Annotated in this window: 6 protein-coding genes; 1 reads left to right on the top strand and 5 read right to left on the bottom strand. The window is 63.7% G+C overall.

Annotated features, from left to right (window positions below):
• Nucleotides 1–824 precede the first annotated feature (824 nt).
• A complete protein-coding gene (locus tag ACXJY8_RS01255) occupies nt 825–1,892 on the top strand; it encodes an HD-GYP domain-containing protein (RefSeq protein ID WP_463775286.1) in 1,068 nt (355 codons plus the stop codon).
• Between the two features lie 68 nt (nt 1,893–1,960).
• On the opposite strand, the gene ACXJY8_RS01250 is transcribed toward ACXJY8_RS01255, so the two are convergent.
• From ACXJY8_RS01250 to gltB, 5 genes are all read right to left on the bottom strand, one after another.
• Entirely contained in the window at nt 1,961–3,343 is a 1,383-nt protein-coding gene (locus ACXJY8_RS01250) for a class II 3-deoxy-7-phosphoheptulonate synthase (protein WP_463775283.1), read from the bottom strand.
• A 183-nt stretch (nt 3,344–3,526) separates the two neighbouring features.
• Nucleotides 3,527–3,832, bottom strand: a complete 306-nt coding sequence (locus tag ACXJY8_RS01245; RefSeq protein ID WP_463775280.1) for an RNA polymerase sigma factor region1.1 domain-containing protein — start codon at nt 3,830–3,832, stop codon at nt 3,527–3,529.
• 64 nt (nt 3,833–3,896) lie between these two features.
• Nucleotides 3,897–6,200 (bottom strand): FdhF/YdeP family oxidoreductase, encoded by a 2,304-nt coding sequence (locus tag ACXJY8_RS01240; protein WP_463780267.1) that lies wholly within the window; start codon nt 6,198–6,200, stop codon nt 3,897–3,899.
• A 130-nt stretch (nt 6,201–6,330) separates the two neighbouring features.
• Entirely contained in the window at nt 6,331–7,761 is a 1,431-nt protein-coding gene (locus ACXJY8_RS01235) for a glutamate synthase subunit beta (protein ID WP_463775275.1), read from the bottom strand.
• Between the two features lie 200 nt (nt 7,762–7,961).
• Nucleotides 7,962–12,677, bottom strand: a complete 4,716-nt coding sequence (gltB, locus tag ACXJY8_RS01230) for a glutamate synthase large subunit (RefSeq protein ID WP_463775273.1) — start codon at nt 12,675–12,677, stop codon at nt 7,962–7,964.
• Nucleotides 12,678–12,715 lie beyond the last annotated feature (38 nt).

Raw genomic sequence — 12,715 nt, 5'->3', positions numbered from 1 at the left:
ATTGACATCATCCGCGCCGTGAATTCCTGCACCGCGACGATGCCGGCATGGACCACATGGCCATTACGATCCCCAACGTCACGTGAACAAATGGCAGAAATCGTATTTGGTGTACCACGGGGTGTCCCGAATGGTCCGAAATCGTCCCAAGGAACGGGTCCGCGAGGAACCTCGGGGGTTCGGAGTCGGCTTGGATAAACGAAAATCTGCGAAGATACCCGAAGTCATCAAGATTTTTAGACTACACTTCCATTGCATATCTCTTATGTGGACGCACAACGAGATGGGGAAATATATTTTCTCATTTTGGACGGAAAAAGGCTTATATACTAACAACATACTACTCAAGTAATTTGCCATAATCGAAAGGTCAGAACGATATTATATTATAATACTATTTTATATTATATATTACAAATATTAAAGGAGTGTATTGAATATTAATTTGGAGTAATTGTTTTAATCTATGTATCTAATACATGATCTATTACAATACTGCGAATGCATCAGGATTTCCGTCCTTTCGAATGTTGCCACAGACATTTCTTATGGAGGCGGATCGGAATTTAGAATCTAAAAATATTTATCCCGCATATTCTTTTGTGAAACGAAGAGGCGTGTCTTTCGCCCGACGAAGCTGATCCTGACGTTTCGCAATGCGCAGACATACCGGGGTAAATTCGAATCCATGTTTTCTGACGTAAACATACGGCCCGAATAAAAAGAAAAGAAGCTTTGCCGACAGAGCAAAACGTGTCACGATGCAAACGGTTTATTTGTAATTTTCTCGTAGGGCTGAGGTTTCTGGAGGAAGACCGGACGTCATGGCACAGGGGGCCATTTACCTGCTTACGGATCGCCCCGACCGTAGTGCAGCGTTGGAAACATCGATCAAAGCGATCGGACATTGCGAGGTCGTCGCGGCCGGCGATGACTGTCCTTCGGTCGTTCGGCCTCGCGCCGTCGTATCCGATCTCACGCTGAGCCGACGGGAGTCGGTCAGTCGCCTGCGCAATTTTCTTCATTGCGGCAAGGCAACCGACATCCCCGTTGTCTGCCTGCTTCGGTCCACGACCGACCACGACCTGCGCCATGCGCGCGATCTTGGCGCCACGATCTGTTTTCCGGCTTACACGGCGCCGCACCTCGTCGTTCAAGCACTCCAGGCGGAGATGAAGGTCGAAGAGCCGGACGCACTCTCACAGCCCGTCATCCGCAACGTCACGCGGGCAAAGGAGGTTCTGAGCGGCCTCTTCGATGGTGTGCGCGGCGGCGGTCCGATCAATCTCAAACAGGTCGATGCGGGCCTAGATCCGATTCTTGCAGCCGTGAAGGAAGGCGGTCTGACACGATGGCTCGAGACCGTGTGGACCCACGATGACGCGACCTACCAACATTGCCTGCTGGTGGCCGGCGTCGCTGCCCAGTTCGTGTTGCATCTCGGCTTCCGAACCGAAGATCGTGAGCATTTCGTGCGGGCCGCCTTACTGCATGATGTCGGCAAGGCACAGATCCCGCTGGAAATCCTGAACAAGCCCGGTCGGCTTGACGCCGACGAGTTGGTTATCATGCGGCGTCATCCGGTGATCGGCTACGATATCCTGCGCGACAGCGGCTGTGACGCTGCAACGCTCGGCGCTGTGCGCCATCACCACGAGATGCTGGATGGTTCGGGCTACCCGGATGGGCTGGTCGGTTCGGAGATCAGCGACACCGTACGCCTGCTCACGATCTGCGACATCTACGCCGCACTGACGGAGCGCCGCTCCTACAAGGCACCGATGCCGGCCCGAGAGGCGATGGCCATCCTTTCCGGAATGACCGGTAAACTCGAAATGAGCCTCGTCCAGCATTTCGGCAATGCGATGCTGGGATCGGAGGTCGCGGGCTGACACGAAGAAGCCGGGAATGTCCCGAAGGACTTCCCGGCTTGAAGGGCTTTGCCAGTCTACGGGGTATCTTACTCGGCAGCGTCCAGGCGCGGACGCTCGATCGCCGAGCGTTCGCGTTTCACGAGTTCCGCCGTGAGGAATGCCACTTCCAGGGCCTGCTCCGCGTTCAGACGCGGATCGCAATAGGTGTGGTAACGATCACGCAGATCCTCGGCCGTCAAAGCCCGGGCGCCGCCCGTACATTCGGTGACGTCCTTGCCGGTCATCTCCAGATGGATACCGCCCGCGATGGTACCCTCTGCGCGATGGACCCCGAAGAACCCTTCGATCTCCTGCATCACCCGCTCGAACGGGCGCGTCTTGAAGCCGCCGGCCGAAATCGTGTTGCCGTGCATCGGGTCGCAGACCCATACGACCTTGCGGCCTTCGCGTTCGACGGCACGGATCAGGCCCGGCAGATGGTCGCCCACCTTATCGGCGCCGAACCGACAGATCAGCGTCAAGCGCCCAGCCTCGTTGGCTGGGTTGAGCTGATCCACGAGCCGGATCAGACCTTCCCCGGTCATCGAGGGACCGCACTTCAGTCCGATCGGATTCCTGATCCCGCGGGCGTATTCCACATGGGCATGATCCGGCTGACGCGTGCGGTCGCCAATCCAAAGCATATGGCCCGAGGTTGCGTACCAGTCGCCGCTCGTCGAGTCGACGCGGGTGAGCGCCTCCTCGTAACCCAGAAGCAGGGCTTCGTGACTGGTGTAGAAATCCGTCGTGCGGACTTCCTGATGCGTCTCCGGGTTGATGCCGATGGCCCGCATGAAGTCGAGTGTCTCGGTCATCCGCTCGGCGCAGTCCGCATAGCGCGAGGATTGCGGCGAATCCTTCACGAAGCCGAGCATCCAGCGGTGCGAATTTTCGAGGTTGGCATAGCCGCCGGTGGCGAAGGCACGCAGCAGATTGAGCGTTGCCGCCGATTGACGGTACGCTTCGAGCTGCCGTCGCGGATCAGGCACGCGCGCCTCTTCCGTGAAGGTCAGTCCGTTGACGATGTCGCCGCGGTAGCTCGGCAGCGTCACGCCCTCCAGCGTCTCGGTCGGCGAGGAGCGTGGCTTGGCGAACTGACCGGCGATGCGGCCGACCTTCACGACGGGTGAACCGCCGGCGAAGGTCAGCACCAGCGCCATCTGCAGGAAGACGCGGAAGAAATCGCGGATGTTGTCGGCCGAATGCTCGTCGAAGCTCTCGGCACAATCGCCTCCCTGCAGCAGGAATGCCTCGCCGGTGGAGACGCGGGCGAGCGCCGATTTCAGCTTGCGCGCCTCACCTGCAAAGACGAGGGGTGGAAAGCTAGCGAGCTGAGACTCGACCGATTCCAGGGCGGCGGCATCCGGATAGGCGGGCACCTGCTGAATTGGCAGGTTTCGCCAGGTCTTCGGTGTCCAACGCTCGGCCATAATCGTCTCCGTTCCGCCTTTCGGTCGGCTCCGCGGCAGGGAAATACCACGGAAGAGCGCGGCTTATAGAGCGGTTCGTCGGCGGTGGCGAGAGAGAGGAGGGAAGGAGCAGCCATACGTGCCACGCTCGGCACGCCGGATTGGCGAACTCGATGGTCAAACCCAAGTATCAGGAACGCGCGTTCAATCGCCGGCCGGATCACCATCCTCAATGGCGATGCCGTGCTCCGAGAGAATCCAAAAGATCGCTTCCAAATCCTCCGCCGTGATATCCCGCGGCGGCAGCGCCTCCTCGAGATCCTCAAAAGTCAAGCGGCGTTGCCGCATCGCTTCGGCCTTGGCCAGGAGTACCTCGACCACGGTCCGCATATCGTCCGGAAGCCCGTCGTGCCTCGTGCTGCGATCGGCAGCGGCCGGACGCAACGCATCGGCGAGCATCCGGTCGATGATGATCTGACGGCGGTCATGGGCTTCGTCGGAGCGTTCCATGGCCACCTTTATGGGTCGGCGCGGCCGGGCGTCGAGGGGATCGGCCCCGCAAAATCGCCGGACATCAATCGGCGACTGCGATCGGCGTGCCTTTCGTGATGCGGACCGGGATCGCCTTGGCCGCCGGCGTCTTGGCCTGCTCATCGTAGTGCCAGAGCGGGATGAGCGCGTTAAGTTCAGGGTAATAGCCGCCGACGTTTCCTTCCGGGATACCATACTTGATCACGCGCAGTCCCTTCACCTCACGGAGGAACTCGTCCTTGGCAACGGCGGAAAGGTCGACGGTCTCGCCATCTGCGAGTCCGAGGCGCTCCATGTCGCTGCCGTTCATGAAAAGGATCATCCGGGTGCCCTTCACGCCCCGGAAGCGGTCGTCGTAGCCGTAGACGGTCGTATTGAACTGATCGTTGGAACGCAGCGTGATCAGGTCGAGGACGTCGCGACTGTCGCTCCGCATATCGGGATCGGCCTCCAGGCCCCCGGGGACGGTGAAGTTGGCCTTCCCGGTTTCGGTCTCCCACTTGCGGTCGCGGGCCGCGAGGGGCTTGTGCAGGCCACCGGGCTGGAACATCCGACCATTCAGGTCGTGGAACACATCCGGGTAGGTGGCCTCGATCGCGTGGCGGACCCGACCGTAGTCGCCGACCCAACTGTCCCAGTCGACTTTGGGGTTTGCGGGCAGGAGTGCCTTCGCGATCTCTGCGACGATCCAGGGCTCGGAGCGAACCTGATCGCTGACCGGCCTGGTCTGCCCACGCGAACCGTGGAAGCAGGAGGTCGAATCCTCCATCGAAACCGCCTGTGGTCCGCTCGCCTGCTCGTCCACCTCGATTCGGCCGAGGCAGGGCAGGATGTACGACACCGCGCCGTGCACGAGGTGCGAACGGTTCAGTTTCGTGGAGATCTGCACCGTCAGGCGCAGGGACCGCCAAGCCTCTTCCATGCGGACGGTATCGGGAACGGCACGGATAAAATTCCCGCCGAGACCGATGAAAGCCTTCACGTCGCGAGAGACGATACCTTCGCAAGCCTCGACCGTATTGCGGCCCTTGTCTCGCGGCGGCTCGAAGCCGTAGAGGTCCTTGAGTTTGTCGAGGGGCGCCAGTTCCGGCTTCTCCGTGATGCCGACGGTCCGCTGTCCCTGCACATTCGAATGCCCCCGCACGGGGCAGAGTCCGGCGCCGGGACGCCCGACATTGCCGCGCAGCAGCATCAGATTGACGAGCATCTGCACGCCGTCGGTGCCTCGGCGGTGCTGAGTGAGGCCCATGCCGTAGACCGCGATCACCGAACGGGCGCGTGCGTAGACCGTCGCCGCCGCCTCCAGGGCCTCCCGGGTCAGACCCGATCGGGCCTCGATGTCCGACCATTCCTGGGCATCGCAGAACGCGACGAATTCGCGGAAACCGTGGGTATGCTCGGCGATGAAGTCGACGTCGAGGATCCGCGGTCGCCCGACTTCCAGCGCCTCGCGGTCGGCAGCGATCAAGACCTTGCACATGCCGGTGATCGCCGCGAGGTCTCCGCCCGCCTTGACCTGATGGTACTGCGTCGAGATCTCGGTCGATGTCCGCGTCAGCATCTCGGTCGGTGACTGTGGGTTGGTGAAGCGCTCGAGCCCACGCTCCCGCAGCGGATTGAAGGTGATGATCGGTACGCGACGCTTCCGTGCCTCCTGCAGCGGGTGAAGCATGCGTGGCGCATTCGAGCCGACATTCTGGCCGAAGAAAAAGATCAGGTCGGTCGACTCGAAATCCTCGAGGATCGTCGTGCCGACCGGTGATCCGATCGAGGATTTCAGGCCGACCGAGGTCGGCTCATGACACATGTTCGAGGAGTCGGGCAGGTTGTTGGTGCCGTGCATGCGCGCCATCAGCGCGTACATGTATGACGTCTCCAGGGAGGCCCGACCGGAGGTGTAATAGATCACGGTATTCGGATCGAGAGCGCGCAGTTCGCGCCCGATCTCGGCGAATGCCTGTTCCCACGACACCGTCAGATAACGGTCGCTGTCGGGGTCATAGCGCAACGGATGAGTCAGTCGGCCCTTCTCCTCCAGGGCGTAGTCCGTCCAGCCGAGGAGTTCGGTGACCGTGTAGCGCTGGAAGAAATCCGGTCCGACGCGCTTGGCGGTCTGCTCCCAGATCGTCGCCTTGGCGCCGTTCTCGCAATACTCGAAGGTGTTGGGCTTGGCGGGCTTCGACCAGGCGCAGGAGGTGCACATGAAGCCGTCGGGCTTGTTCTGCTTCATCAGCAGCGCCGCCCCCGAAACCGGGATCTGCTCCCGCGTCAGGATCTCCGCCAAGGAGCCTGCCGAACCCCAACCGCCCGCAGGGCCCGCATAGGGTTCGATCTTGGGTTCGGCCATCGGCTCGGTCATGCGCGTGTCCCGACATCTGGGGTGTCAGGACAGCAATGATGCGCGGAGCCGCGGTGTTCCGGACTGCGACCGCGAGACAGCCGCAGTCCGGTTCACAGGGTCGAATTCTATCCTTGCCTCAGCGCGGCAGGATGCTCGCGCCCATCAGGGCCTCGTCGATGGACCGCGCGGCCTGCCGCCCCTCGCGGATGGCCCAGACCACGAGGGACTGGCCGCGACGCATGTCGCCGGCGGCGTAGATCTTCTCGTTCGACGTCCGGTAATCGAGCTCGTTGGCGGTGACATTGCCGCGCTTGTCCATGACGACGCCGGACTCCTCCAACAGGCCCTTGCGGACCGAGCCGGCAAAACCGATCGCCAGGAACACGAGGTCGGCGGGCAGCGTGAACTCGCCGCCCGGGATCGGCTGGCGCTTCTCGTCGACCCGTGTGCAGACGACGCCGGTAAGCTTGCCCTTTTTCCCTTCCAGCCGAAGGGTCGCGGCCTGGAACTCGCGCTCCGCGCCCTCGGCCTGGCTCGAGGAGGTGCGCATCTTGGTCGGCCAGTAAGGCCAGACCGAGAGCTTGTCCTCCCGCTCCGGCGGACGCGGCCGGATGTCGAGCTGGGTGACCGACAGGGCCCCCTGCCGGAACGAAGTGCCGACGCAATCCGACGCCGTGTCGCCGCCGCCGATGACGACGACGTTCTTGGCGGTCGCCAGGATCGGAGCTTCCCCGTTGCCCGGCATGGGCTCGGCGCCGACGCGGCGATTGGATTGGACAAGGAACGGCATGGCGTAATGCACGCCCTCCAGATCCTGCCCGGGTAGTTGCGGGTTGCGCGGGTCCTCGGCACCACCGGCGAACAGCACAGCGTCGAACTCGGCGGTCAGCTCGTCGAGGGGTTTGTTCACGCCGACATTGACGCCGTAGTGGAAATGGACGCCCTCGCCTTCCATCTGCTTCACGCGCCGGTCGATGTGGCGCTTTTCCATCTTGAAGTCGGGGATGCCGTAGCGAAGCAGGCCGCCGGCCTTCGGCTCGCGTTCGAAGACGTGAACCTCGTGCCCGACGCGAGCGAGCTGCTGCGCCGCCGCCATTCCGGCCGGACCCGAGCCGATCACCGCGACCTTCTTACCAGTCTTGTGTTCGGCAGGCTCCGGCTTGACCCAACCGTTGTTCCAGGCGCGATCTGCGATCGCCTGCTCGATGGTCTTGATGGCCACCGGCTGGTTTTCGAGATTCAGCGTGCACGCCTCCTCGCAGGGCGCGGGGCAGATGCGGCCGGTAAATTCCGGAAAGTTGTTGGTGGAGTGAAGGTTGCGGGCCGCCTCCTCCCAGTCGGACTGGTAGACGAGCTCGTTCCAGTCGGGAATCTGGTTGTGGACGGGGCAGCCGGTCGGCCCGTGGCAGAACGGGATGCCGCAATCCATGCAGCGCGCCGCCTGCTTCTTGAGGTCATGCTCGTCGAGTGGCAGCGTGAACTCGCGGAAGTGGCGCACGCGATCGGCTGCGAGCTGATACTTCTGCTCCTGCCGGTCGAATTCGAGGAAACCCGTGACCTTGCCCATCGTCTGACCGTCTTTCGCGAGTCTGTCTGATCCGTCGCGCGGAAGGCAGCCGCAACGGCCTGTTCCGCTCCCACCCGTCGGACCGGCTGATCAGCCGGTCCGCCCCCTGGGTCAGCCGTCTCGAGGTGCTGACCCGTGCAGCGTCCGGTTCTGATCGATAACCGGGCGCTGTCATGATAAAATGTCGATGGGCCCGAGCCCTACTCGGCCGCCACCGGCATCCGCGCCATTTCCATTTCGCGCAGTGCCCTGCGGTATTCGACCGGCATCACCTTGACGAACTTGGTGCGGTAGCCTGCCCAATCATCGAGGATCGCCTTGGCACGCGGGGAACCCGTATACTTCAGGTGATTGGTGATGAGTTGGGACAGTCGCTCTTCGTCGTGGCCCGACATGTCGGCCAGGATGTCCACCCGGCCCTTGGTCTCCAGGTCTCCGTCCTGGTGGAAGCGACGCATGAGATCGTCCTCCTCCTCGACGGGTTCGAGATCGACCATGGAGAGGTTGCAGCGGGCGGAAAACGAGCCGTCCTCGTCGAGGACGTAGGCGATTCCACCCGACATGCCGGCCGCGAAGTTGCGTCCTGTCTCGCCGATCGAGACCACGACGCCTCCGGTCATGTACTCGCAGCCATGGTCGCCCATGCCTTCGACCACCGCGATGGCGCCCGAGTTGCGGACGGCGAAGCGCTCGCCGGCAGATCCCCGGATGTAGGCCTCGCCCGCGATCGCCCCGTACAGCACGGTGTTGCCGGCCATGATGGTGTGCGAGCCCGGAGCCTTCAGCGCATCGGAGGGTCGGATGATCAACTTGCCGCCCGAGAGGCCCTTGCCGACATAGTCGTTGGCGTGGCCCGTGAGCGCCAGGGTGACGCCGGCCGCGAGCCAGGCGCCGAAGCTCTGGCCGGCCGTGCCGGCGAGCTCCACCCGGATGGTGTCGTCGGGCAGGCCCTCATGGCCGTAGCGCTTGGCGACCACCCCGGACAGCATGGCGCCAGCCGTACGATCCGAGTTCTTGATCACATCCTGCACCACCACGGGCTCACCCCCGTCGAGGGCCGACTGGGCCCCCGCGATGAGGCGGCGGTCGAGCACCGAGTCGATCGGATGCTTCTGCTTCTCGGTATGCCGGATCGCGACGTGCTCCGGCACCTCCGGGCGGTGGAAGAGCTTCGAGAAGTCGAGGCCCCGTGCCTTCCAGTGATTGATCACTTCCAGCGTGTCGAGGAAATCGGCCCGGCCGATGAGATCCTCGAGCTTGGTGTAGCCCATGGACGCCATCAGTTCGCGCAGCTCCTCGGCCACGAAGAAGAAGTAATTGATCACGTGCTCGGGCGTGCCCTTGAAGCGCTTGCGCAGGACGGGATCCTGCGTCGCCACGCCCACCGGGCAGGTGTTCAGGTGGCACTTGCGCATCATGATGCAGCCGGCCGCGATCAGCGGCGCGGTGGAGAAGCCGAACTGGTCGGCACCGAGCAGGGCCGCGATCAGCACGTCGCGACCGGTCCGGATGCCGCCATCCGCCTGGAGGACGACGCGCCCGCGCAGGTGGCTGAGAACCAGGGTCTGCTGGGTCTCGGCCAGCCCGGTCTCCCAGGGACCGCCCGCATGCTTGATCGAGGTCAACGGCGCGGCACCGGTGCCGCCGTCGAAGCCCGAGATCGTGATGTGGTCGGCCCGTGCCTTGGCCACTCCGGTCGCCACCGTGCCGACGCCGACCTCGGACACGAGCTTCACCGAGACGTCGGCCTCGGGATTCACGTTCTTGAGGTCGAAGATCAGCTGCGCCAGATCCTCAATCGAATAGATGTCGTGATGCGGCGGCGGCGAGATCAGGCCGACGCCGGGGGTGGCGTAGCGGACCTTGGCGATCTTGGCATCGACCTTGTGGCCGGGCAGCTGACCGCCCTCGCCCGGCTTGGCGCCCTGCGCGACCTTGATCTGCATCATGTCGGAATTGACGAGGTACTCCGTCGTGACGCCGAAGCGGCCCGACGCGACCTGCTTGATGGCCGAGCGGCGCGAACGCCCGTCCGCCATCGGCTTGAAGCGCTCGACTTCCTCGCCGCCCTCACCCGAGTTCGAGCGACCGCCGAACGAGTTGACCGCGATGGCCAGCGTTTCGTGCGCTTCCTTCGAGATCGAGCCGTAGGACATGGCACCGGTGGCGAAGCGCTTCACGATGTCGGCCGCGGGCTCGACGGCCTCGATGTCCACCGGTGCCCGGCCGAGTTCGGCCGCCTGCTTGATCCGGAACAGGCCGCGGATGGTCTTAAGGTGGTTCTCCTGCTCGTTCACGAGGCGTGCGTATTCACGGTAGCGGTCGGGCAGGCCGAGGCGCACGGCGTGCTGCAGCGTCGCGACCGAATCCGGCGTCCAGGTGTGGCTCTCGCCGCGCAGCCGATAGGCGTACTCGCCACCGACATCGAGGCTGGTCCGGTAGATCGGCGAGTCGCCGAACGCGTCGGCGTGACGCCGTGCGGTCTCTTGAGCGACCTCGGCCATGCCGATGCCCTCGATGGTCGTCGCCGTACCAAAGAAGTCGCGTTCGACGAAGGACGAGTTCAGGCCGATCGCGTCGAAGATCTGCGCACCGCAATAGGACTGGTAGGTCGAAATGCCCATCTTGGACATCACCTTCAACAGGCCCTTATCGATCGACTTGATGTAGCGGTAGACGATCTCGTCCGGCGTGAGGTCCGGCGGGAACTCGTCCTTCATCGCAATCAGTGTCTCGAAGGCGAGGTAGGGGTTGATCGCTTCGGCGCCGTAGCCGGCCAGACAGGCGAAGTGGTGTACTTCGCGCGGCTCACCGGATTCGACCACGAGACCGACCGAGGTGCGAAGACCCTTGCGGATCAGGTAGTTGTGCACGGCGGCGGTCGCCAGCAGGGCCGGGATCGCAATGCGATCCGGGCCGACGCCGCGGTCCGACAGGATGATGATGTTGTAGCCACCGCGAACCGCGACCTCGGCCCGATCGCACAGGCGATCGACCGCGCCCTCCATGGCCGCCGCGCCGGTCTCGGCCGGGAAGGTCATGTCAAGCGTCTTGGTGTCGAAGCGGTCCTCGAAGTGCGAGATCGAGCGGATCTTCTCGAGATCGCCGTTGGTCAGGATCGGCTGGCGAACCTCGAGCCGTTTCTTGCGGGAAGCGCCCTCCATGTCGAGCAGGTTCGGGCGCGGGCCGATGAACGAGACGAGGCTCATCACGGCCTCCTCGCGGATCGGGTCGATCGGCGGGTTGGTGACCTGCGCGAAGTTCTGCTTGAAATAGGAGTACAGGGACTTCGGCTTGTCCGACAGCGCCGAGAGCGGCGTGTCGGTGCCCATGGAACCGACCGCCTCCTGGCCGGTCACGGCCATGGGAGCCATCAGCAGCTTGAGGTCTTCCTGGCTGTAGCCGAAGGCCTGCTGGCGATCGAGGAGCGACACGTCCGAGCGCGAAGCCCGCGGGATCACGGGCTTCAGGTCCTCCAGCACGATCTGGGTGTTCTTGACCCACTCGGCATAGGGATGCGCGGCGGCGAGCTCGCTCTTGATCTCCTCGTCGGAAACGATCCGCCCCTTCTCCAGGTCGATCAGCAGCATGCGGCCCGGCTGGAGGCGCCAGGACTCGACGATCTTCTCGTCCGGGATCGGCAGCACACCCATCTCGGAGGCGAGAACCACGAGGCCGTCGTCGGTGACGAGGTAACGGGCCGGACGCAGGCCGTTCCGGTCGAGGGTGGCGCCGATCTGGCGGCCGTCGGTGAAGCAGACGGCGGCGGGGCCGTCCCACGGCTCCATCAGGGCGGCGTGATACTCGTAGAAGGCGCGGCGCTCCTCGCTCATCAGCGGGTTGCCGGCCCAGGCCTCGGGGATGAGCATCATCATCGCGTGGGCGAGCGAGTAGCCGCCCTGCACGAGGAATTCGAGGGCGTTGTCGAAGCACGCGGTATCGGACTGGCCCTCGTAGGAGATCGGCCAGAGCTTCGAGATGTCGTTGCCGAAGAGATCCGAGTCGACGCTCGCCTGACGGGCCGCCATCCAGTTGACGTTGCCGCGCAGGGTGTTGATCTCGCCGTTATGCGCCACCATCCGGTAGGGGTGCGACAGGCGCCAGGTCGGGAACGTGTTGGTGGCGAAACGCTGGTGCACCAGGGCGAGCCCGGAGACGAAGCGCTCGTCCTGCAGGTCCCGGTAGTAGTCGCCGAGTTGGTCGACCAGCACCATGCCCTTGTAGACGATGGTCCGGGTCGAGAGCGAAACCGGATAGTAGGTGCTGGTGCGGTCATCCTTCAGGCCGTAGACCTTGTTCGAGATCACCTTCCGGGCGGTGAACAGGCGCCGCTCGAAGGCGTCCTCGTCGGCCACCGTGGCGGGACGACCGATGAAGATCTGCCGGTGGCAGGGCTCGGTCTCCTTGACCATCACCCCGAGGTCGCTCGCGTCGACGGGCACATCGCGCCAGCCGAGGAAGGGCAGGCCCTCGTCGGCGAGAGCCTTCTCGACGATTTCCTCCACGAGGCCGCGCGCCTCGGCGTCCTTCGGCATGAAGAACTGGCCAACGCCGTAATGCCCGGGCTCCGGCAGGGTGATGCCGAGGGCTTCGCATTCGGCCTTGAAGAAGGCGTGCGGGATCTGGACGAGGATGCCGCAGCCGTCGCCCATCTTGGGATCGGCCCCGACCGCGCCGCGATGGTCGAGATTCTTCAGAATCTGAAGACCCTGCTGCACGATGGCATGGGTACGGCGGTCATGCATGTCCGCGACGAAGCCGACGCCGCAGGCGTCGCTCTCACGGGCCGGGTCGTACAGGCCCTGGGCTTTCGGCATGGCCGCATCGCGCACGATCATCGGCGCGGCGCCGTCGCGAGTGGCGGGAATCGACGCCTGAAGCGCCCCGAACTCAGAAGATGCGACCACGTCCACCATCTTTCGCCTCCGACCTGCCCGCACGCGAGCATGTTTCA

The organism is Methylobacterium sp. TK31, assembly GCF_055361545.1.
The sequence above is the reverse complement of the archived record's forward strand: the minus strand, read 5'-3'. Positions and strand labels throughout refer to the sequence as shown.

Coding starts and splice junctions, on each gene's coding strand:
- ACXJY8_RS01255 (WP_463775286.1), top strand. CDS start 825: ATGGCACAGGGGGCCATTTACCTGCTTACGGATCGCCCCGACCGTAGT.
- ACXJY8_RS01235 (WP_463775275.1), bottom strand. CDS start 7,761: ATGGGCAAGGTCACGGGTTTCCTCGAATTCGACCGGCAGGAGCAGAAG.
- ACXJY8_RS01240 (WP_463780267.1), bottom strand. CDS start 6,200: ATGGCCGAACCCAAGATCGAACCCTATGCGGGCCCTGCGGGCGGTTGG.
- gltB (WP_463775273.1), bottom strand. CDS start 12,677: ATGGTGGACGTGGTCGCATCTTCTGAGTTCGGGGCGCTTCAGGCGTCG.
- ACXJY8_RS01245 (WP_463775280.1), bottom strand. CDS start 3,832: ATGGAACGCTCCGACGAAGCCCATGACCGCCGTCAGATCATCATCGAC.
- ACXJY8_RS01250 (WP_463775283.1), bottom strand. CDS start 3,343: ATGGCCGAGCGTTGGACACCGAAGACCTGGCGAAACCTGCCAATTCAG.